Origin of the sequence: Aromatoleum bremense (assembly GCF_017894365.1) — a bacterium.
GTDB lineage: Bacteria > Pseudomonadota > Gammaproteobacteria > Burkholderiales > Rhodocyclaceae > Aromatoleum > Aromatoleum bremense.
The window spans coordinates 1,670,232-1,690,097 of the sequence record NZ_CP059467.1 but is presented as its reverse complement, the minus strand read 5'-3'; the positions used below and the strand labels follow the sequence as shown (position 1 = coordinate 1,690,097).

General features: G+C 65.8%; 17 protein-coding genes and 1 pseudogene. 16 read left to right on the top strand and 2 right to left on the bottom strand.

Features of this window, described 5'->3' with window-relative positions:
- The first annotated feature begins 3 nt into the window (after positions 1 to 3).
- From pbN1_RS08040 to pbN1_RS08025, 4 genes are all read left to right on the top strand, one after another.
- On the top strand, positions 4 to 2,886 hold the full coding sequence (locus tag pbN1_RS08040) for a DUF1156 domain-containing protein (protein WP_169203001.1): 2,883 nt from the start codon (positions 4 to 6) through the stop codon (positions 2,884 to 2,886).
- Positions 2,887 to 2,899: 13 nt separating this feature from the next.
- Positions 2,900 to 4,039, top strand: a complete 1,140-nt coding sequence (locus pbN1_RS08035; RefSeq protein WP_169203000.1) for an AAA family ATPase — start codon at positions 2,900 to 2,902, stop codon at positions 4,037 to 4,039.
- Positions 4,036 to 4,548 carry a hypothetical protein gene (locus pbN1_RS08030; protein WP_169202999.1) on the top strand — a complete coding sequence of 171 codons (513 nt, stop codon included), beginning with the start codon at positions 4,036 to 4,038 and terminating at the stop codon, positions 4,546 to 4,548. The genes pbN1_RS08035 and pbN1_RS08030 overlap by 4 nt, the downstream gene beginning before the upstream one ends.
- Before the next feature lie 88 nt (positions 4,549 to 4,636).
- Complete coding sequence (locus pbN1_RS08025; protein WP_169202998.1) at positions 4,637 to 7,492, top strand: ATP-binding protein; 2,856 nt, start codon at positions 4,637 to 4,639, stop codon at positions 7,490 to 7,492.
- Positions 7,493 to 7,555: 63 nt separating this feature from the next.
- Here the strand turns inward: pbN1_RS08025 and pbN1_RS08020 are convergent, their stop codons facing one another.
- Together pbN1_RS08020 and pbN1_RS21035 are read right to left on the bottom strand one after the other, a co-directional pair.
- Entirely contained in the window at positions 7,556 to 8,575 is a 1,020-nt protein-coding gene (locus pbN1_RS08020) for a sel1 repeat family protein (RefSeq protein ID WP_169202997.1), read from the bottom strand.
- Between the two features lie 928 nt (positions 8,576 to 9,503).
- Positions 9,504 to 9,695: a helix-turn-helix domain-containing protein gene (locus pbN1_RS21035; RefSeq protein WP_169202996.1), complete on the bottom strand. Its 192-nt coding sequence runs from the start codon at positions 9,693 to 9,695 to the stop codon at positions 9,504 to 9,506.
- Positions 9,696 to 9,726: 31 nt separating this feature from the next.
- Between pbN1_RS21035 and pbN1_RS08010 the strand changes: the two genes are divergently transcribed.
- From pbN1_RS08010 to pbN1_RS07955, 12 genes and pseudogenes are all read left to right on the top strand, one after another.
- Positions 9,727 to 10,092, top strand: coding sequence for an integrative conjugative element protein, RAQPRD family (locus pbN1_RS08010; RefSeq protein WP_169202995.1), 366 nt, complete (start codon positions 9,727 to 9,729; stop codon positions 10,090 to 10,092).
- Entirely contained in the window at positions 10,089 to 10,328 is a 240-nt protein-coding gene (locus pbN1_RS08005; RefSeq protein WP_169202994.1) for a TIGR03758 family integrating conjugative element protein, read from the top strand. The genes pbN1_RS08010 and pbN1_RS08005 overlap by 4 nt, the downstream gene beginning before the upstream one ends.
- Before the next feature lie 23 nt (positions 10,329 to 10,351).
- A complete protein-coding gene (locus tag pbN1_RS08000) occupies positions 10,352 to 10,738 on the top strand; it encodes a TIGR03745 family integrating conjugative element membrane protein (RefSeq protein WP_169202993.1) in 387 nt (128 codons plus the stop codon).
- Between the two features lie 12 nt (positions 10,739 to 10,750).
- Positions 10,751 to 11,161, top strand: a complete 411-nt coding sequence (locus pbN1_RS07995) for a TIGR03750 family conjugal transfer protein (RefSeq protein ID WP_169202992.1) — start codon at positions 10,751 to 10,753, stop codon at positions 11,159 to 11,161.
- Entirely contained in the window at positions 11,158 to 11,850 is a 693-nt protein-coding gene (locus pbN1_RS07990; protein ID WP_169202991.1) for a PFL_4703 family integrating conjugative element protein, read from the top strand. The genes pbN1_RS07995 and pbN1_RS07990 overlap by 4 nt, the downstream gene beginning before the upstream one ends.
- On the top strand, positions 11,847 to 12,761 hold the full coding sequence (locus pbN1_RS07985; RefSeq protein ID WP_169202990.1) for a TIGR03749 family integrating conjugative element protein: 915 nt from the start codon (positions 11,847 to 11,849) through the stop codon (positions 12,759 to 12,761). The genes pbN1_RS07990 and pbN1_RS07985 overlap by 4 nt, the downstream gene beginning before the upstream one ends.
- On the top strand, positions 12,751 to 14,184 hold the full coding sequence (locus pbN1_RS07980) for a TIGR03752 family integrating conjugative element protein (protein ID WP_169202989.1): 1,434 nt from the start codon (positions 12,751 to 12,753) through the stop codon (positions 14,182 to 14,184). The genes pbN1_RS07985 and pbN1_RS07980 overlap by 11 nt, the downstream gene beginning before the upstream one ends.
- Positions 14,165 to 14,599 (top strand): TIGR03751 family conjugal transfer lipoprotein, encoded by a 435-nt coding sequence (locus tag pbN1_RS07975; RefSeq protein WP_169202988.1) that lies wholly within the window; start codon positions 14,165 to 14,167, stop codon positions 14,597 to 14,599. Before pbN1_RS07980 ends, pbN1_RS07975 begins: the two co-directional genes overlap by 20 nt.
- Positions 14,599 to 17,487 (top strand): conjugative transfer ATPase, encoded by a 2,889-nt coding sequence (locus pbN1_RS07970; protein WP_169202987.1) that lies wholly within the window; start codon positions 14,599 to 14,601, stop codon positions 17,485 to 17,487. The genes pbN1_RS07975 and pbN1_RS07970 overlap by 1 nt, the downstream gene beginning before the upstream one ends.
- Positions 17,488 to 17,500: 13 nt before the next feature.
- A pseudogene (locus pbN1_RS07965) lies at positions 17,501 to 18,232 on the top strand (DsbA family protein); the annotation flags it as partial.
- Positions 18,233 to 18,562: 330 nt separating this feature from the next.
- The gene (radC, locus tag pbN1_RS07960; protein WP_169202986.1) at positions 18,563 to 19,057 is read left to right on the top strand and encodes a RadC family protein; all 495 of its coding nucleotides are present in this window, start codon (positions 18,563 to 18,565) and stop codon (positions 19,055 to 19,057) included.
- A 230-nt stretch (positions 19,058 to 19,287) separates the two neighbouring features.
- On the top strand, positions 19,288 to 19,689 hold the full coding sequence (locus tag pbN1_RS07955) for a TIGR03757 family integrating conjugative element protein (RefSeq protein ID WP_244857204.1): 402 nt from the start codon (positions 19,288 to 19,290) through the stop codon (positions 19,687 to 19,689).
- Positions 19,690 to 19,866 lie beyond the last annotated feature (177 nt).

Below are 19,866 nucleotides of genomic sequence, written 5' to 3'. Positions count from 1 at the left end.
GACATGATCCCCCTCAAAACCCCCAAAAAACTCATCGAAGTCGCCCTCCCGCTTGACGCCATCAACGTCGCCGCGGCGCGCGAGAAGTCGATCCGCCACGGCCACCCCAGCACGCTGCATCTGTGGTGGGCGCGCCGGCCGCTGGCTGCGGCGCGGGCGGTGATCTTTGCGCAGATGGTCAATGACCCCGGCTACGAGCGCCACCTGGGGCGTGGGGCGAACAAGGAAAAGGCGGCCATCGAGCGTGAGCGCCTGTTCAAGATCATCGAGGACTTGGTGCAGTGGGAGAACACCAACAACGAGGACGTGCTCGCCCGCGCCCGCGAGGAGATCTGGAAGAGCTGGCGCGAGACCTGTGCGCTCAACAAGGGCCACCCGCAGGCGGCCGAACTCTTCAACCCGGACAAGCTGCCCGCCTTCCATGATCCGTTCGCGGGTGGGGGCGCGCTGCCGCTGGAGGCGCAGCGCCTTGGGCTGGAGAGCTACGCCAGTGATCTCAACCCGGTCGCGGTGACGATCAACAAGGCGATGATCGAGATCCCGCCGCGCTTTGCGGGCCGTAAGCCGGTGGGGCCGCGCATCCCCGGCGACAAGCAGGGCAAGCTGGCCGAGGACTGGTCCGGCGCCAAGGGTCTGGCCGAGGACGTGCGCCGCTACGGCGCCTGGATGCGGGCGGAGGCGGAAAAACGCATCGGCCACCTGTACCCGAAGATCGAAGTCACCACCGAGATGGTCGCCGAGCGCCCGGACCTGAAGCCGCTGCTCGGCCAGAAGCTCACCGTGATCGCGTGGCTGTGGGCACGCACGGTGAAGAGCCCCAACCCCGCCTTCAGCCATGCCGAGGTGCCGCTGGCCTCGACCTTCGTGTTGTTTAGCAAGGTGGGGAAAGAAGCGTATGTGGAACCCGTGGTTGCAGGAGATAGCTACCGCTTTACGGTGAAGGTGGGGGGGCTGAGCGATGCAGCTACAGCGGGCACCAAGGCGGCCGGACGAGGTGCGAATTTCCAATGCTTGCTTTCGGGAACGCCGATTAGTGGCGATTACATCAAGGCCGAAGGTCAGGCTGGACGTATGGGAGCACGGCTGATGGCGATCGTTGCCGAGGGCTTGCGTGGCCGGGTTTATCTCACTCCGCCGGAAGAGCAAGAGCGCACTGCTCGGCAGGCACGCCCACCATGGAAGCCGTCTGGAGATGTGCCAGCCCGACTCACAGGCGGAACTTGCGTGCCTTACGGCCTAAAAGAATGGGGCGATCTGTTCACTCCTCGCCAACTGGTGGCGCTGACCACCTTTTCCGATCTGGTGCAGGAGGCCATCGAAAAATGCCGTCAGGACGCGTTGGCCGCAGGATTGGCCGATGACGGCACCGGGCTGGATGCCAGCGGCTGCGGCGCGACGGCGTATGCGCAGGCGGTTTCTATCTACCTTGCATTCGCGATCAGCAAAGTGGCGAACATCGGATCGACGATTGCGTCGTGGATGAACGACCGAGGGGCATTCCGCGAAACGTTTGCGCGACAAGCAATCCCAATGGTCTGGGATTTTGCTGAATCGAATCCGTTTGCTGATGCGGGAGGAAGCCTAGGAACGGCTATCGATAAAGGGGCAATGTCCGTTCGAGATTTTCCACGGACTGGCAAAGGTCTGGCTCTGCAAGCAGATGCTCAGTCGCAGGAAATCAGCAAGAACAAACTGGTCTCAACGGATCCACCTTATTACGACAACATCGGTTACGCAGATCTGTCCGATTTTTTCTACGTGTGGCTGCGCAAGAGCCTGAAGCCGATCTTCCCGGGCCTTTACGCCACGCTGGCGGTTCCGAAAGCGGAAGAGCTGGTGGCTACGCCTTACCGTCATGGCAGCAAGGAGAAGGCTGAAGCCTTCTTCTTGGACGGCATGACTCGTGCCATTCACAACTTGGTAGAGCTTGCTCATCCAGGCTTCCCGGTGACGATCTACTACGCGTTCAAGCAAGCCGAAACAAAGGGCGAAGCAGGAACATCAAGCACCGGATGGGAAACCTTCCTTGAGGCGGTGAGCCGAGCGGGTTTCGCCATTTCGGGGACTTGGCCGATGAGGACCGAGGGCGCCGGTCGCATGATCGGCCAAGGCAACAATGCGCTTGCGTCGAGCATTATCCTCGTCTGCCGCAAACGCGACGCCGATGCCGCCACCGTCAGCCGTCGCGAGTTCATCCGCGAACTCAACGCCGTGCTGCCCGAGGCGTTGATGGACATGACCCGCGGCGGCATCAACAGCCCGGTGGCGCCGGTCGATCTGTCGCAGGCCATCATCGGCCCGGGCATGGCGATCTTCAGTCAGTACGCCGCAGTGCTGGAAGCCGACGGCAAGCCGATGAGCGTGCGCACCGCGCTGCAGCTCATCAACCGCTTCCTCGCCGAAGACGACTTCGACCACGACACCCAGTTCTGCCTGCACTGGTTCGAGACCCAGGGCTGGGCCACCGGCAAGTATGGCGAGGCCGACGTGCTCGCCCGCGCCAAGGGCACCAGCGTGGCCGGCCTGACGGAGGCCGGCGTGGTCGAATCCGGCAAGGGCGACCTGCGCCTGTTGAAATGGGCCGAGATGCCGCGCGACTGGAACCCGGAAACCGACACCCGCGTGCCGGTGTGGGAAGCCCTGCACCAGATGATCCGCGCGCTGAACCAGGACGGCGAAACCGCCGCAGGCAGCCTGCTCGCCCGCATGCCCGCCCGCGCCGAACCCATCCGCGCGCTGGCCTACCGCCTCTACACCCTGTGCGAGCGCAAGGGCTGGGCCGAAGACGCCCGCGCCTACAACGAGCTGATCACCGCCTGGAGCGGGGTTGAGCGCGGGGCGAGCGAGGCGGGGCATGTGGGGTCGCAGGCGAGTCTGGATATTTGAGGAGGCGCAGCCCATGCTCAACACCTTGCACATCAAGAACTTCACCGTTTTCCAGGATGCCCGTTTCGAGTTTTCGCCCGGTCTGAACGTGATCGTGGGTGACAACGGCACGGGCAAGACGCATGTGTTGAAACTCGGCTACCTGTTCAGCCGCGCCTGGTCGGACCTGACGGCCAAACGCGCCCGAGTGACGGCACAGCGCGCCGAGTCCTATCTCGAAGAACGGTTGCTGGGGCTGTTCCGGGTGTCCGATCTGGATGTGCTGGTGCGCCAAGGTACGAAAGGCGGTGCGCATTTGTTGGCTGAGGTCGGCGGGCATATTCCCACCGTACAAGTCCGCTTGGCTGGCGAACCTGAATTCACGTCGGCGGGTTTGCCGGAGCGGATGCCGTGGGAGGTGCAGATCAGCCGCGGCAAGGCGACCCCCGACAGTTTGAAGGCGCAGGTGCTTCCTGCCGTCGTGCCCGACCAGGCCGCTGCCAATGCCTTTTTGCCGCAGCAGGTTTTTGTGCCCAGCAAGGAGATGGTTTCCCTGTTCCAGGGGCTGGTGGGGCTGTTCGACAAGTACCAGGAATTTCCACTGGACGAGACTTATCGTGACCTCGCAGTTGCCATGGCCACGCTGGTGCCGCGGGAGCCGTCCTCACTGTTTCCGGACGCAATGCAGCGCATTCAGAAACTGTTGGGCGGCAACCTGAAGCTGGAGAACGGCGAACTGGTGTTCGAGCGCGAGGACGGTTCGCGCCTGGCATCACAACTGATGGCGGAAGGGCACCGCAAGCTGGCCTTGCTGATCTATCTGCTGCGCTACGGCGTGATCGAGCGCAACACCACCGTGTTCTGGGACGAACCCGAGGCCAACCTGAATCCTGCCGCACTCAGGCTGCTGGCTGAAGCGCTGTTCGCGCTGGCCGGCTTGGGGGTACAGGTGATTGTCGCGACGCACAGCCTATTCCTGCTGCGTGAGGTTGAGGTGCTGTCACGAGGAGAACCGACTGATCGGCCTGCAACGCCGGTTCGTTACTTTGCGCTGGGTCTTGAGAAGAAGGGCGTTTCGATCTCTGCCGGGGACAGCATCGATGCTTGTGACCCGCTGGTGCTGCTCGATGAAGACCTCGCGCAGTCGGACCGATTCATGGAGACGCTGGAATGAGCGTGTCGCTGGACATCGACGGGCAGCGTTTTCATTTTCCTGACGACTGGCAGGTGTTGAAGTACGACGATTCGGCCTTTCATCGCAATCAGTTCCAGTCCTTTGCCGGTGGGGCAAAGGCGGTGGATGCGGTGGCGCTGTCGCCGACCGGGGAATGCTGGCTGATCGAGGTGAAGGATTACCGGCGAAATCGACGCAGCAAGCCGGGAAGCGTGTTCGCCGAGACGGCTGGCAAGGTGCGTGCAACGCTGGCCGGCATGGCAACCGCCCGGGTGCGGGCCAACGACTCGCAAGAGCGCGTTTTCTGCGACCGGGCGCTTCATGGCGACAGTTTGCGGGTTGCCTTGCATCTGAACCAGCCGGCGCATGCTTCACGCCTGTTCCCGCAGGTTGTTGATCCGCGCACCGCCCTCACGCAGTTCCGGCGCGAACTACGGGCCGTCGATCCACATGCGATCTGTTGCGGGAAAGGCGTTGCCAGGCCGGCGCTGCCGTGGCATGTGGCGTGATTTTTGATGACATAAAGATTGTGCCGACAGTGTCGGCACAATTGCTCCGGCCTTGTTTTTTCAGAACCAGGGGGAGATGGAGATAAAAATGAACCTGAAACCTTGGCGTGAAATCGCCGTTCCGCACGAGGACGTGCTCAAGGGCACTTTTCAGCAGGCCGAGTTCGCGGCCGACCTGTCGCGCGTGCATCTGGGCACGGCCACGGCCGAGTATCAGGACCCGTCGCTGTTCTTCCAGCGCACCTTCATCACCGAAGGCATGCGCCTGCTGCTCGACTCGGTGGTCCATCGCCTGACCGGGCGAGGAGGCGACCCGGTGATCCAGTTGCAGACCGCCTTCGGCGGCGGCAAGACGCACACGATGCTGGCGGTGTATCACCTTGCCAAAGGCGAAGTGTCGGCCTCGGACATGCCCGGCATTCCGGCGATCCTGAACGCGGCCGGCGTGGTGGAGATGCCGCGGGCGCGCATCGCGGTGCTCGACGGCATCCGCCTGTCGCCCAACCAGCCGATGAAGCGCGATGGGCTGGCGGTGAACACGCTCTGGGGCGAACTGGCTTGGCAACTCGGTGGCGCCGAGGGCTACACCATGGTGCGCGAGGCGGACGAGTCCGGCACCTCGCCGGGCAAGGGCGTGCTGGCGGACCTGCTTGGCCGCTACGCGCCGTGCGTGATCCTGATTGACGAGTTGGTCGCCTACATCCGCCAGTTCGAGGAAGGCAAGACGCTGTCGGGCGGTTCCTTCGACTCGAACCTGAGCTTCTTGCAGGCGCTGACCGAGGCGCTCAAGGCAGTGCCAACGGCGGTGTTGCTGGCCTCGCTGCCCGAGTCGGACAAGGAAGCCGGCAGCCAGCGCGGCGTGAAGGCGCTGGCTGCCCTGTCGCATTACTTCGGGCGGGTCCAGGCGCTGTGGAAGCCGGTGTCGTCCGAAGAAGCCTTCGAGATCGTGCGCCGTCGGCTTTTCTCGAGCATCGGTGACAAGCTGGGCGCCGAGGCGGTATGCCGGGCCTTTGCCGACTACTACATCGCCAACGCGGCCGACCTGCCGCACGAGACCCAGGAGGCGCGCTACTTCGAGCGCCTGATGCACGCCTACCCGATCCACCCCGAGGTGTTCGTGCGCCTGTACGAGGACTGGTCCTCGCTCGACAACTTCCAGCGCACCCGCGGCGTGCTGAAGCTGATGGCGAAGATCATCCACCGGCTTTGGAAGGACAACAATTCCGACCTGCTGATCATGCCGGGCAGCCTGCCGCTGTACGACGTCGACACCCGCAACGAATCAATCTACTACCTGCCGCAGGGCTGGGACCCGGTGCTGGAAAGCGACGTCGACGGCGAGCGCGCGGAGACGACCGAGCTGGAGAGCGTGGATACCCGCCTGGGCAGCGTGCAGGCGTGCCGACGGACGGCGCGGACGATCTTCTTGGGTAGTGCGCCAACGACCTCCAGCCAGATGGTGCGCGGCATCGAGCTCGAGCGGGTATTGCTGGGATGTGTGCAGCCCGGGCAGCAGATCGGCGTGTTCAAGGACGCGCTGCGCCGCCTGAACGACCGCTTGCACTATCTCAACTCGGGCAACAACCGTTTCTGGTTCGACACGCGGCCCAACCTTCGCCGCGAGATGGAAGACCGCAAGCGGCGCTTCCAGGACAAGGACGATGTGATCCCTGCGGTGCGCGACCGCGTGCAGCGCACCCTGGCGCCGGGGGTGTTCAGCGGGGTGCATGTGTTCACGGCCAGCGCCGACATTCCCGACGACTGGGCGCTGCGCCTGATCGTGCTGCCGCCGACGGCCGGCTACAGCCGCAGCGGCGATCAATCGGCGATCCGCTACGCAACGGAGATCCTCAAGCACCGCGGTGAGCAGCCGCGTTTCAAGCAGAACCGCCTGATCTTCCTGGCCCCGGATGCGGACAGTGTGAGCCGCCTGAAGGATCAGGTGCGCTCGGTGCTGGCTTGGCAGTCGATCGTCGCCGACATCAAGGACCTCAAGCTAAACCTCGACCAGTACCAAGCCCGGCAGGCAAGCCGCAGCCTGGACGACGCTAACGATGCACTGCGCGGCATGGTGAAGGAGAGCTACCGCTGGATGCTGGCGCCGGCCCAGTTCGCCGAGCGCGGCAAGGGGCTCTCGGAGCTGCAGTGGGAGGCCTTCCAGGTCAACGCCGGGGCGCAGAGCCTGACGCAGGAGCTCGAGCGCGTGCTGCGCGAGAACGAGCTGCTGATCACCGAGTGGGCGCCGATCCACCTTCACAACGTGCTCAAGGCCTGGTTCTGGAAGGACGGTAACGCCGAGGCCAGCGCGCTGACCGTCTGGCAGCAGACCTGCCAGCAGCTGTACCTGCCGCGCCTGAAGGACGACGCCGTGTTCCAGGCCGCCATGGGCGCCGGCGCGGAGAGCCGGGACTTCTTCGGCTTCGCGCAGGGCAAGGAGGATGCGCGCTACTTGGGTTTCAGTTACGGTAAGCGTGCTTCCCTGTTCATGGACGCTTCACTGCTGCTGATCGAACCGGTCACGGCTGCGGCCTACCTCCAGGCTGAACGCGCTGCAGAAGAAGCTGCCCGGCCACAGCCCACCAGCGTAGAAACGCAAGGGGCCATGGGCAGCGCGAGCACCCGCGGCGGTGGCACGCCGGCCCCTCACGCCGGCGACTCGGCCAACGGCGGCTACCCGACCGGGACGCCAAGCCCAGCCCCCGCGGTGAAGAAGCACTTCTACGGCAGCATCGACCTCGACGCCTTCCAGGCAAAGAAGCAGTTCGCCGACCTGGTGGACGAGGTGGTCCAGCAGTTCACCGTGCGCCAGGGTGTGCGGGTGAAGATCGCCATCGAGATTCAGGCGGATTCAGACGCAGGCTTCGACGATGGGCTGCAGCGGGCAGTCAAGGAGAACTGCAACGTGCTGCGTTTCAAGAATGCGGAGTTCGAGGCGGGCGACTGAGGAGGGGGGCGGCTGCGGGTGTTTTTCGGGCTCCTTCCGGGTGGAACGGAGCGGGATGAGCCATCAACCCGGATGCTTCCGAGGCAACGAAATGATTTTCGCGGCATCTTCTTCCGCTATCTCGGGCAACCTATCGGCTGCCTCTTTCGCTTTGCGGATCACTCGGTCCCTCCAGCCGGGGCTTCTGGACAAGCGCATCGAGTCCAGATCGGCGCTCTCGAAGTAGTGAAGGAACCTGCGCGGATGCATACGTAGCGCATCCCGCAGTGTCACCCCGAGGCCAAGCTCACGGTCAAGGTCAAATGCCAATGACTCGACCAGAGCTCCGGGTGCGTCCCGTCGGCAATGGAACGCTTCGGGGCCTTCAGTGCCCGGCTCTGCTCCGTCTACAGACAGCCAGAATAAATTCCACGCCGGCAGGGAGTCGGACAAGCCGGCGATATTTCGCGCGGTTTCGATATGGAAATAGCCCCTGATGGGGAGGCGCGAGTACCGGACACCAGTCCCATGGGTGTCTATCGGGTCGCTCTCGTCTTCCGCCACCTCGTCCTCTTCGTCGTCCGCCTGATCACCAAGGTACTGTGCAAACGTGAGCTGTCTGCCGACGGCTTCGAGAAGTCCTCCGAGGAGTGTCCTGTCGAAGCCACCGTACCCCGATTTCAGCATCCGCCCTAAATGCCCGAATGCAGTGGGCGTCATCTGGAGTGCGGAGAGCATCAACTCTGCCCATGCTTTTGAAAGGACGCTTGGGTCATCCGCAGCACGATCAAGAAGCAATACAGCCAGGTTGTTTCGGCCTTCTGGACTGCCATGCTCAGCCGCCCTGGAAAACCAGAACTCCGCTACGGACGCATTCTTGAACTTGCCTCCGTCCTTGATGTTGTTCCAGAAAAAGGAGTGGTGCCATCCAATGGAGTTCTCTGCCCAAGGGTCGCCTTCGAATGCTCGCTCCCAAACAAGCATCCGCACCAAGCTTACGACCGGGTAATACCGCTCAGAAACCGGCTCTAGACGTCCTTGTGCGCATTCGGCCAAATAGCTACAAAAATATGTGCCCGTGTCTCCGTCCATTTTGACAAGCACGGGTGCTCGGGGTGCAGTTAGCCCTTTGTCCGGCGCCGTGAGCATAAGATACACATTAAGTCCAGGGCAGTACCCCTCTAGTGTTCGGACGCCACTCCCACTACCAAACTTCCGTGACGTCAACAAGTGCCACTCAGAGAAAGCATCTGAACCGACATGGTGCTGGACGTAAGCTGGTGGAGCGAAGACGGCATGGCCGTTGTCGGTGCAAGGGTGCTTGGGCCAGGGTGGACCGAGTTCATCGAAAAAGACCCGGCCTCCATTCTCCAACTGGACGAAGTACACTAACTGACCACATACCGGGCATTCCGCGTTCGGACCACGGTTGTCAACAGATTGCCAACGACCGTCGCTGACAGCTCTTGTCTTCACTGGCGCCGTGACCGCAGGCTTCCTCGCTGGAACTGCGTAACCTGCATTGTAAGCGCCTCCTGCGAACGAGCCGCCCGTATCCCCACCCCAGCCACAGTTGCAGCCGGGAGGGTGGTTCCATGCGTTGCATCCCATCACGCCCCCTCGTCTGTCCTTCGGACTCATGGCATCGTCTTCTGTCGCATCTCATTGGGATTATGGCTCAGTGCGATGACTACGAGTGCGGCCTGCGTGCAATGAATCAGCGTTCCTGAGCCAACCGGGCGGGCGCTCGGCGCTCCGGCGGCTTCGTTCGGGCCTACGACAACCCTCCCTCCGAGGCTGGGGCGCCTAGCAAGGCGATGCATTCCAAGGACATCAGCAGCTCTCCCTCAATCGGCTGCGACAGATGCGGCTACAAGCACGGGTATGCGTGGCCAACTCTGAACAGAAGTAGAGCGCTGGTCAGCAATCAAGCAAAGTACTGGCTCTGGTGCGGCGTCAGAAGCTGCTGTGTTTTCACCGCCGATCCTCTCCTCGTTCTTCCCAGAAGCTGACTCTGCGGCTTTATCCGCGCTCACTCGGCCTCCGGCTCCTTCCTGTCGATGCTTTCGACGAGCCAGCGATCCAGATCCGAGCGGCGAAAGCGCCAAGTGCCTCCAAGTTTGAACTTTAACGCCGGGATTTCTCCTTTCTGGGGTGGCCAATAAATCCGGTCAAGCCTGAGTTCCCATTCCCCGCGGCGCGAGTTGAGCGCGCGCCACAGCATCTGTCCATCCGCTTCAAACGGGAAGGGCACGATGGGACACAGTAACCGCCGCACATCCGCATGGTCTGCGCTCGCCGTGGTGTTGGCCGTAACGTTCTCGGCGCTGCGGCCTGCCGTGGCCGCCGATGGCCTCGCCTCGGAGCGCGAGCAGCTCGCCGCGCTCGCCCGCCAACTCAACCTGATCGACCGCCTCGCCGAGCACGCCGGCAATACCGCTCCGCAGGAACGCGCCCGCTACCACTTCGACTACGCCCGGTTGCACGCAGACCTGCAGCGCGTTCGCGCCGGCCTGCAGGACTACCTCGTGCCCCAGCGCGCCCAGCCGCGCGATCCCGTCCCGTTGGCCGGCGATTACGTCCACAGAGACCGCGCCGACGACGAGGAGCCATCGCCGTGACCCCCTCTGTCGATCAAGTCGCCGCCTTCCAGGCCACCGGCGGCTTTGCGCCTTCGGCCGTCTCTGCCGTGGTGCTCGCTTTCGTGTTCGCCGTATTGCTGCTGTGGGGCGTGTGGGCGATGCGTACCGCCTACGTCGGCTGGGCGGAACACCGCCTGACTGAACGCCAGTTCCTCGGCGTCATCGTGCGTTTCGTCGCGATGTACTTGGTGCTGAGCTTCTTCCTCCTGTCCTGACCACCATGAAAGGGTGTACCGCCATGAACGCTTCGACTACCCATCGCGCGGCTGCTCGCACCACCGCGCGCCCATCCGTACGCCTCGGCGCCGTGCTCGCACCACTGGGCATCGTGGCCACGCCGTCGGCCTCCTGGGCGGCCCTGCCCACCATGGAGGACCCTTCGCGGGGGGCCGGCACCGGCATCATGCAGACGATCCAGAACTACGGCTACGACATCGTGCTACTGGTCGCGCTGCTCGTGGTCGCCTCGATGTTCGTCGGTGTGTCCTATCACGCCTACACACGCTACTCGGAGATCCATACCGGTCGCGCCACCTGGGGCCAGTTTGGCCTGTCGGTCGCCGTGGGCGCGCTCTTGCTGGTGGTTGGCATCTGGCTGCTCACCAAGGCCACCGGCGTGCTGTGAGGGCACCAAGCGATGGCCCTCCCTTCGGAGACTCCGCGCGACACGCTGGTGACCTTCCTGCCGCACCGGCTGAATCGCCAGCCGGTGGTCGTGCGCGGGCTGACCGCCGACGAGTTGTGGATCTGCGCCGGCCTGTCCGGTGCAGCCGGGTTTGTGCTCGGCCTGCCGCTGGCCTGGCTCACGCACAGCATCGCCATGGTGCCCACGCTGATCGTCGCCGGCATTGCGCTGGGCGTCTTTGTCGGCGGCGGCTTCCTGCGCGCGCAAAAGCGCGGCCGGCCCGATACCTGGCTGTACCGGCAGCTCGAGTGGCGGCTGGCCCTGCGGTACCCGGCGCTGGCGGCGCTCCTGGGCGGGCAGGGTCTCATCACCCGCTCGGGCTACTGGACGACCGGGCGCAGTGCTGATCGAGGGGCGCCATGAGCCGGTTCAGGAGCGAGGTCGCGCACCTGCAGGCCCACGTGAAGACGCTGCGCCTCGGGGCCGGCGCGCTGTTCGTGGTGGCGCTGCTCCTCGGCTTCGGTTGGTGGAGTGCGCCGAAGGATCTCACCATCCATGTGCCGCCGGATCTGCGCTCGGGCAGCACGCGAAAGTGGTGGGACGTGCCGCCCGAGAGTGTGTATGCCTTCACGTTCTACATCTGGCAGCAGGTGCAGCGTTGGCCCACGAACGGCGAGGAGGACTATGCACGCAACCTGCGTGCGCTGTCGTCCTACCTGACGCCGGGCTGTCGGACCTTTCTGCAACAGGACTACGAGTACCGGCGTACCAGTGGTGAGCTGCGTCAGCGCGTCCGCGGCATCTACGAGATTCCCGGGCGCGGCTACGGCGAAGACCCGGCCGTGCGCGTCAAGGTGGTTTCCTCCCGGGACTGGATTGTCACGCTCGACGTGAGCGCAGACGAATACTACGGACCCGAGCAGATCAAGCGCGCCTTGGTGCGCTACCCCATCAAGGTCGTCCGGCTGGACATTGACCCCGAGCACAACCCTTTCGGCCTGGCGCTGGACTGCTACGCCAGCGCACCACAGCGCATCGAGGCGCCGCCGACGCCGGCCCAGGCGGGCACACCCGCCAAGGCTTCCGGCCGCCTGCAGGGAGACGCCCCATGAAGTCCGCTGCCTTGTCGGCCTTGGCCGGCATCCTGCTGATCCTCGGGTTCGTACCGGTCGGCCATGCCGTGGAAATCCTGCGCTGGGAGCGGCTGCCGCTGCCGGTGCCGCTGGTGGTTGGTGAGGAGCGCGTGGTCTTCATCGACCGCAACGTGCGCGTCGGCGTACCGGCCAGCGTCGGCGACCACCTGCGCGTGCAGAGTGCGGGCGGCGCAATCTACCTGCGGGCGAGCGAGCCGATTCCGCCCACGCGGCTGCAACTGCAGGATGTTGAATCCGGTGCGATGATCCTGATCGACATCGCCGCCGAGCCGGCAAAGGAAGGCCAGGCGCCGCTCGAGCCGGTGCGCATCGTGGAAGCAGAGGCCCCAGCAAAGCGCTACGGTGGCGGTGCGGCACGCGGCGCAGACGAGCCGCCCGATGCGTCCGCGGACAAGACCGCTCCCTTGCGCGAAACGCCGGTCCCAGTTGTGCTGACACGCCATGCCGCGCAGAACCTGTATGCGCCGCTGCGCACCGTCGAGCCAGTCGCCGGCATCGGCCGCGTGAACCTGCGCCGCGACCTCGTGCTCGACACCTTGCTGCCGGCCCTGCCGGTGCGCGCGCGGGCGCTGGCCGCGTGGCGCCTGGAAGACCAGTGGGTGACTGCCGTTCGACTCATCAACACCTCGGCGCGCTGGCTCGACCTCGACCCGCGCGCCCTGCAGGGGAACTTCGTGGCGGCGACCTTCCAGCATCCGAACCTGGGGCCGACCGGCACCCCGTCCGACACCACGGTGCTCTACCTGGTCACGCGCGGCCACGGCCTGGCCGAGTCGCTGCTGCCGGCGCTGAGCCCGATCGACGCCACCGTGAACCTGCCGCCGGCCGCCGCGGCCGGCTCGACCGGAGGAGCGCGCGATGAAGAGTAATCCGCTGCTCAAGTGGCTGCTGATCCCGATGGCGCTGCTGCTGGTGTTCGTCGGCATCAAACTGTTCTCCGGCGCCCCCGGTGGCCAGCCCACCCCCAAGGGCGCGGCCAGTACGCTCACGCCCGAGGAGATGAAAGCCTTGGGCATCGCAGGCGACACGCCGCGCGATACCGTCGCCACGCTGGTGGCCCAGGTGAAGCAGTTGCGCACCGAGCTGCAGAGCGCGCTCGGCGACAACAAGCAGCACAAGGCCGAGAACGAGCGCCTGCGTGCCCGGGAAAGCGCGATCGACCACCGCATCCAGAGCGCGCTGGAAGGCGAACGCAACCGCCTGGAGCAGGAGCGCAGCCAGGTGGCCAGCGACAGGCAGCAGACCCAGGGGCTGCTGCAGGATCTGCAGCGGCAACTGGACGGCCTTTCCGGCAAGGGTGGCCCGTCCGACCTGCCCGTCGGGCTGGGGCTGGAAGAGGGTGACGGCAAGCGCTTCAACCGCGGCACCAGTGGCACGCAGTGGGTCGAGCCCGACGATGCCAAGGTCGACGCCAGGAACGGCAGCAAGGAACCGAGCTTTCCCCTGAGCTTCGGGCCGGCCCAGAGAAGCCTGTCGGCCGCAGCGGAGTCCGTCGCCGACGTCGGCAGCCGCGCCGTGGGCGCATCCACGAAGGCCGTCTACACCGTGCCGTCGAACTCGACGCTCATGGGGTCGGTTGCCATGACGGCGCTGATCGGGCGCGTGCCGATCGATGGAACCGTCAACGACCCGTACCCGTTCAAGGTGCTGATCGGCCCGGACAACCTCACGGCCAACGGCATCGACATCCCCGACGTGGCCGGCGCCGTGGTCAGCGGCACGGCCTCGGGCGACTGGACGCTCTCGTGCGTGCGCGGGCAAATCCGCTCGGTCACGTTCGTGTTCCAGGACGGCACCATCCGTACGGTGCCGGAGGACAGTGGCAAGGGCGGCAGCAGCGGCGGCAACTCGGGTCACAACGGCGCCAGCATCCAGGGCGGTCTGGGCTGGATCAGCGACCCCTACGGCATTCCCTGCGTCAGCGGCGAGCGGCGCAGCAACGCCCAGCAGTACCTGGGCAGCCAGGCGCTCATCACCGCGGCCGGCGCGGGCGCCGCTTCGCTCATCAAGTCCGACAACGGCAGCGTGGCCGTGGTCGCCAACAGCAACGGCTCGCTGGGCACCGTCGGCATCAGCGGCAACGAAGCGATGGGCCGCATCCTCGCGGGCGGCGTGCGCGACATGGCCGATTGGGTCAACAAGCTCTACGGCCAGGCCTTCGCGGCGGTCTACGTGCAGCCCGGCGCCAGGGTGGCCGTGCATCTGGAGCAGCCGCTCGACATCGACTACGACGCCAAGGGGCGTCGGGTCCACCACCGCACCGGAGAAGCTCATGCCTCGGATCTGGATTGACGCGGCCGCCGTGCTGCTGGCGGCCACCCTGCTCGGCGGCTGCGCCACCAGCAAGGAGAAGCTGCTGCCGCACGGCGACAGCACCATGCTCGACATCTGGCATCAGGAGACCGGCGGCAGCGCGGGCCGGGGCCAGGCTGTGCTGCAACTGCTCGACGCGCGCCAGGGCCTGCGCCGGCCGCTGGCCGATGCCGATGTGCAGGCGGCGCCCGGCGTGCAGGCGCGCTACACCCGCACCGCGCAGAACGAGATTTACCGCCAGTTCCACCGCCTGCCGAACCCCGACCTGGTGATGTACGTGTTCCCGCACCTGGCGGGCACCGACCCGGTGCCGGTGCCCGGCTACAGCACGGTGTTCCCGCTCTACCAGCGCGTGCAGTACGCGATGCCGGGTGAGCGCGTGGAGGACTACTGATGGCCTGGTCGCTGCCGTGGTCACGCAAGTCCGACGCATCGCCTGCTGACGCCGCGGATGCGACCGATGATGCCTGGGCACGACACGTAACGGCCTTGGCGGCACAGGGTGTCGCCGAGCCGGGCAGCGCGCTCGGCCGGGGCCGGCGCAGGCCGGCCACCCAGGCCGACCACGATGCGCTCTATGGCGTCGCGCCGTCGTTCGCGGACTTGCTGCCCTGGGTCGAGTACCTGCCCGGCAGCAAGTGCATGTTGCTGGAAGACGGCCAGTCGGTGGCGGCCTTCTTCGAGCTGGCTCCGGTCGGCACCGAGGGCCGCGAGATGGCCTGGCTGTGGCAGGCGCGCGATGCGCTGGAGAACGCCCTGCAGGACTCCTTCGACGAGTTGGACGACAACCCCTGGGTGGTGCAGCTCTATGCCCAGGACGAGGCCAACTGGGACAACTATCTGTGCTCGCTGGCGAACTATCTGCAGCCGCGTGCGCAAGGCAGCGCATTCAGTGACTTCTACCTGCGCTTCTTCGCCCATCACCTGCGGGCCATCGCCAAGCCGGGTGGCCTGTTCGAGGACACTGCCGTGACGCGCCTGCCGTGGCGCGGCCAGGTCCGGCGCGTGCGCATGGTGGTCTACCGCCGCACGTCCGCCGCCCCGGCCTCGCGGCGCGGCCAGTCGCCCGAGCAGGCGCTGACCACGATCTGCGACCGCCTCGTCGGCGGGCTGGCGAATGCCGGCGTGAAGGCCCGGCGTCTCGGCGCGGCGGACATCCACGCCTGGCTGCTGCGCTGGTTCAACCCGAACCCGACCTTGCTCGGCGCCACTGCCGAAGACCGGGAACGCTTCTACGCGCTGACCCGCTACCCGGAAGAGCGGGAGGAGGGCGAGATCGAACTCGCCAGCGGCACCGACTTCGCGCAGCGCCTGTTCTTCGGCCAGCCACGCTCGGACGTGCCGAACGGCCTGTGGTTCTTCGACGGCATGCCGCATCGGGTGATCGTGATGGATCGCCTGCGCACGCCACCCGTGACGGGCCATCTGACGGGCGAGACGCGCAAGGGCGGCGACGCCATGAACGCGCTGTTCGACCAGATGCCCGAGGACACGGTGATGTGCCTGACGCTGGTCGCCACGCCCCAGGACGTGCTGGAGGCACACCTCAACCACCTCGCCAGGAAGGCCGTCGGCGAGACCCTGGCCTCGGAGCAGACCCGGCAGGACGTGCAGCAGGCGCGCGGCCTGATCGGCAGTGCGCACAAGCTCTACCGCGGCGCGCTGGCGTTCTACCTGCGCGGCCGTGACCTGGCCCAGCTCGATGCGCGCGGCCTGCAGCTCGTCAACGTGATGCTCAACGCCGGCCTGCAGCCGGTGCGCGAAGAGGACGAGGTGGCGCCGCTGAACAGCTATCTGCGCTGGCTGCCGTGCGTGTTCGATCCGGCGGCCGACAAGCGCCAGTGGTACACCCAGCTCATGTTCGCGCAACATGCGGCGAACCTGGCGCCGGTCTGGGGCCGCAGCCAGGGCACGGGGCATCCGGGCATCACGTTCTTCAACCGCGGCGGCGGGCCGATCACCTTCGATCCGTTGAACCGCCTCGACCGGCAGATGAACGCGCATCTGTTCCTGTTCGGCCCCACGGGTTCGGGCAAGAGCGCGACGCTCAACAACATCCTGAATCAGGTGACGGCGATCTATCGGCCGCGCCTGTTCATCGTCGAGGCGGGCAACAGCTTCGGCCTGTTCGGCGACTTCGCCGCACGGCTGGGTCTCACCGTGCATCGGGTGAAGCTCGCGCCCGGCGCGGGCGTCAGTCTGGCTCCGTTCGCCGACGCCTGGCGCCTGGTCGATACGCCTAGCCAGGTACAGACGCTGGACGCCGATGCGCTCGACGACGACCGGACCGATGCCGGCAGGGCCATGGAAGGCGATGAGCAGCGCGACGTGCTCGGCGAGTTGGAGATCACAGCACGACTGATGATCACCGGCGGCGAGGACAAGGAAGAAGCGCGCATGACACGCGCCGACCGCAGCCTGATCCGCCAGTGCATTCTCGATGCGGCACAGTGCTGCGCAGCGGAGAGGCGCACGGTGCTGACCCGCGATGTGCGCGACGCACTGCGCGAGCGCGCACGCGATGCCACGCTGCCGGAGATGCGGCGCGCACGGCTGCTGGAGATGGCTGACGCCATGGAGATGTTCTGTCAGGGCGTGGACGGCGAGATGTTCGACCGCGCCGGCACGCCGTGGCCCGAGGCGGACATCACCATCGTGGACCTGGCCACCTTCGCGCGCGAGGGCTACAACGCCCAACTCTCGATTGCCTATATCTCGCTCATCAACACGGTCAACAACATCGCCGAGCGCGACCAGTTCCTGGGTCGACCGATCATCAACGTGACGGACGAAGGTCACATCATCACGAAGAACCCGCTGCTCGCGCCCTACGTGGTCAAGATCACCAAGATGTGGCGCAAGCTCGGCGCCTGGTTCTGGCTCGCCACGCAGAACCTGGACGACCTGCCGAAGGCGGCCGAGCCCATGCTCAACATGATCGAGTGGTGGATCTGCCTGTCGATGCCGCCCGATGAAGTCGAGAAGATCGCGCGCTTCCGCGAACTCAACGCTTCGCAGAAGGCGCTGATGCTCTCGGCACGCAAGGAGGCCGGCAAGTTCAGCGAGGGCGTCATCCTGTCCAAGTCGATGGAAGTGTTGTTCCGCGCGGTGCCGCCCAGCCTCTACCTGGCGATGGCAATGACCGAGCCCGAAGAGAAGGCCGAACGCTTCCAGTTGATGCAGCAGCACGGCATCAGCGAGCTGGATGCCGCCTTCCGCGTGGCCGAGAAGATCGACCGTGCGCGGGGCATCGAACCCCTGGCGCTGGACACGCTGGCCTGACGGGAGCGACACGATGCGCATGCCTTCCTTCGCCCGCCGTCATCCCCGGATCGGTCTGCTGATCGTGGCGACGATTGCGGTGGCCTCGTGGATGCTGCTGCGCGCGCCGCATCCGGCAACCGAGTCCATGTCCCTGGTCGCCGCCGGGTCCGAAGCGCCGAAACCGGCCGGCCCGCCCTGGCTGTATGGCCGTGCCGATGCGCGCTTCACGGTGGTCGGGTACGCCGACCTGGAGTGTCCGTACTGCCGGGCCTACTTCCCCGCGCTCAAGCGCTGGATCGACGCCCATCCCGAGGTGAACTGGCAGTGGCACCACCTGCCGCTGTCCATGCACGAGCCGGCCGCGACTGCCGGGGCGCGCCTGGCCGAGTGCGCGGGTGAGACCGGCGGACATGCCACGTTCTGGCAAGCCGTGGCGTGGCTCTACGCGCACACCCGTGGCGACGGCCAGGGCCTGCCGGAGGGCCTGCGCTATCCCGACCTCACGCCAGCCATGCAGGGTTGTCTCGACAGCGATCGCCCCGATGCGGTCATCCGTGCCCAGGCGGCGGAAGCAGCACAGCAGGGCATCGCGGCCACGCCGGCTCTGCAACTGCGCGACCGCGAGTCCGGCAAGACCCTCCTTCTGCACGGCCCCGTCGAAGGCGATGCCTTGCTGTCGGCCATCGACCTGCTTGCCGCCAGCAGCACGACCGCAGCCGAACCCGCCCATTCCCCAGACATGCCCGCCGGCGTCGCCGGTGACCACGGGTCGAGCGCAAGCCCCGGCATTCATGCCGGGGTCAGCGAGACAAGCGCTGCCTCGGAGCCGAAGGCTCCGTCTGAATCGTGGCGAGGAAGCTCCGGCCTTCAGGCCGGAGTGACTCACATGCCCAGGTAGCCATCGATCTTCAAGGCTGCGGCGCGGCTCGTCCGCGTTGATCGAAACCCGTTCGCATCGCATCCCTTGACGCGAACAGCCACCGCATCCGCGGTGGTGGATGCCCGCTCGTCACCCGTTCCATCCCCATCGTCCCCAGGAGGGTTTGCCCTCCAGGGGCAGGCGCCCTCCGATCTCTTCCATTGGAGGTTCGCCATGTCTCTTGTCATCGCCGACTCTCGCCCGGAGTCGCTCACCCTGATCGCCGCCCAGCACGAAGACTGGATCATCCGGCAGGCCATCACCCTGCTGGAGAACCGCGTGTTCAAGGCCGGTCCGGCGCTGGGCAGTCCCGCCGCCGTGCGCGACTACCTGCGCCTGAAACTGGTCGCGGAACCGAACGAAATCTTCGCCGTCGTGTTTCTCGACAACCAGCACCAGGTGCTCGCCTTTGAGCCGCTGTTCAAGGGCACGGTCGACCAGACTTCGGTGTATCCGAGGGTGGTGGTCCAGCGTGCGCTGGCGCTCAACGCTTCGGCGCTGATCCTGGCGCATCAGCACCCCTCGGGGAACACCGAGCCCTCGGCCGCTGATCGTGCGATCACCGAGCGGCTGAAGAGCGCCCTGGCCACCGTCGATGTCCGGGTGCTGGACCACTTCATCGTCGGCAAGGGCAGCCCATTCTCCTTCGCCGAAGCCGGTCTGCTGTAGCAGCGCCAGTTCACTTCGTAGCCTCGGCATGCGCCGTTCATCCCCATGGGAGCCTTCGGGCTCCCCTTCTTTCGACAGCGCTCCCCCAAAACCGGGACATCCCGGCTTCGGATTCTCTGTCGCTCCGCGGACGCCCTTGAATTCGACTACGACCCGCATCGACACCACGGAGGCGCAATATGCCGGCTCCACCCCTTCGCTTACTTCCATCCCTCGCCTCGTGGCGACCCATGACTGCCGCGGCGATTACGTGGCTGTGCATGGCTTTGTTCTGCCCGCTCGCCGTGGCCGATGTGCTTGTCGTCACCGACAGCCATCATCCCGTGCAGCCGACCGCCGAGGCGCGCGTCATCGAACTCGATTTGCCGGCTCGCCTCGAGGCCGAGCTGGCTGCGGGGCTGCCCTCCGATCCTGTGAGGGCCGCGGCCGTCATACAGCAGCGCCTCCGCGAAGGAGGCGAGGAACTCCAACACCGAATCGGACGCGCCTACCAAGGCGTCGCCGAGTCCTGGGGACTGGGCGTCGTCAAGATTCCCGCGATCGTGGTCGACCGTCGCTATGTGGTCTACGGCGACCCGGAGGTCAGCCGGGCCGTAGCGTCCATCGAAGTCCATCGGAGGGCTCGACCATGAACCAACTGCACTCGGTGCCATTGCGTATTCCGACCCATCGTGACCGCCCATTCCGAGAAGGGTGTGACCGGTGATTCCGAGGTCGTGACCGGCGATTCCGATTTGATCGTGACCGATTTGGGCCGCCGTCGGAATCACCGGTCACGTTGTCGGAATCGTCGGTCACGATCAAATCGG

Bases quoted from the DNA above. Each gene is read 5' to 3' on its own strand.
- pbN1_RS07985 (WP_169202990.1), top strand. From the start codon at position 11,847: ATGAAGTCCGCTGCCTTGTCGGCCTTGGCCGGCATCCTGCTGATCCTC.
- pbN1_RS07990 (WP_169202991.1), top strand. From the start codon at position 11,158: ATGAGCCGGTTCAGGAGCGAGGTCGCGCACCTGCAGGCCCACGTGAAG.
- pbN1_RS08000 (WP_169202993.1), top strand. From the start codon at position 10,352: ATGAACGCTTCGACTACCCATCGCGCGGCTGCTCGCACCACCGCGCGC.
- pbN1_RS21035 (WP_169202996.1), bottom strand. From the start codon at position 9,695: ATGCTGTGGCGCGCGCTCAACTCGCGCCGCGGGGAATGGGAACTCAGG.
- pbN1_RS07980 (WP_169202989.1), top strand. From the start codon at position 12,751: ATGAAGAGTAATCCGCTGCTCAAGTGGCTGCTGATCCCGATGGCGCTG.
- pbN1_RS08025 (WP_169202998.1), top strand. From the start codon at position 4,637: ATGAACCTGAAACCTTGGCGTGAAATCGCCGTTCCGCACGAGGACGTG.
- pbN1_RS08010 (WP_169202995.1), top strand. From the start codon at position 9,727: ATGGGACACAGTAACCGCCGCACATCCGCATGGTCTGCGCTCGCCGTG.
- pbN1_RS07995 (WP_169202992.1), top strand. From the start codon at position 10,751: ATGGCCCTCCCTTCGGAGACTCCGCGCGACACGCTGGTGACCTTCCTG.
- pbN1_RS07975 (WP_169202988.1), top strand. From the start codon at position 14,165: ATGCCTCGGATCTGGATTGACGCGGCCGCCGTGCTGCTGGCGGCCACC.
- pbN1_RS07970 (WP_169202987.1), top strand. From the start codon at position 14,599: ATGGCCTGGTCGCTGCCGTGGTCACGCAAGTCCGACGCATCGCCTGCT.
- radC (WP_169202986.1), top strand. From the start codon at position 18,563: ATGTCTCTTGTCATCGCCGACTCTCGCCCGGAGTCGCTCACCCTGATC.
- pbN1_RS08030 (WP_169202999.1), top strand. From the start codon at position 4,036: ATGAGCGTGTCGCTGGACATCGACGGGCAGCGTTTTCATTTTCCTGAC.
- pbN1_RS08040 (WP_169203001.1), top strand. From the start codon at position 4: ATGATCCCCCTCAAAACCCCCAAAAAACTCATCGAAGTCGCCCTCCCG.
- pbN1_RS08035 (WP_169203000.1), top strand. From the start codon at position 2,900: ATGCTCAACACCTTGCACATCAAGAACTTCACCGTTTTCCAGGATGCC.
- pbN1_RS07955 (WP_244857204.1), top strand. From the start codon at position 19,288: ATGACTGCCGCGGCGATTACGTGGCTGTGCATGGCTTTGTTCTGCCCG.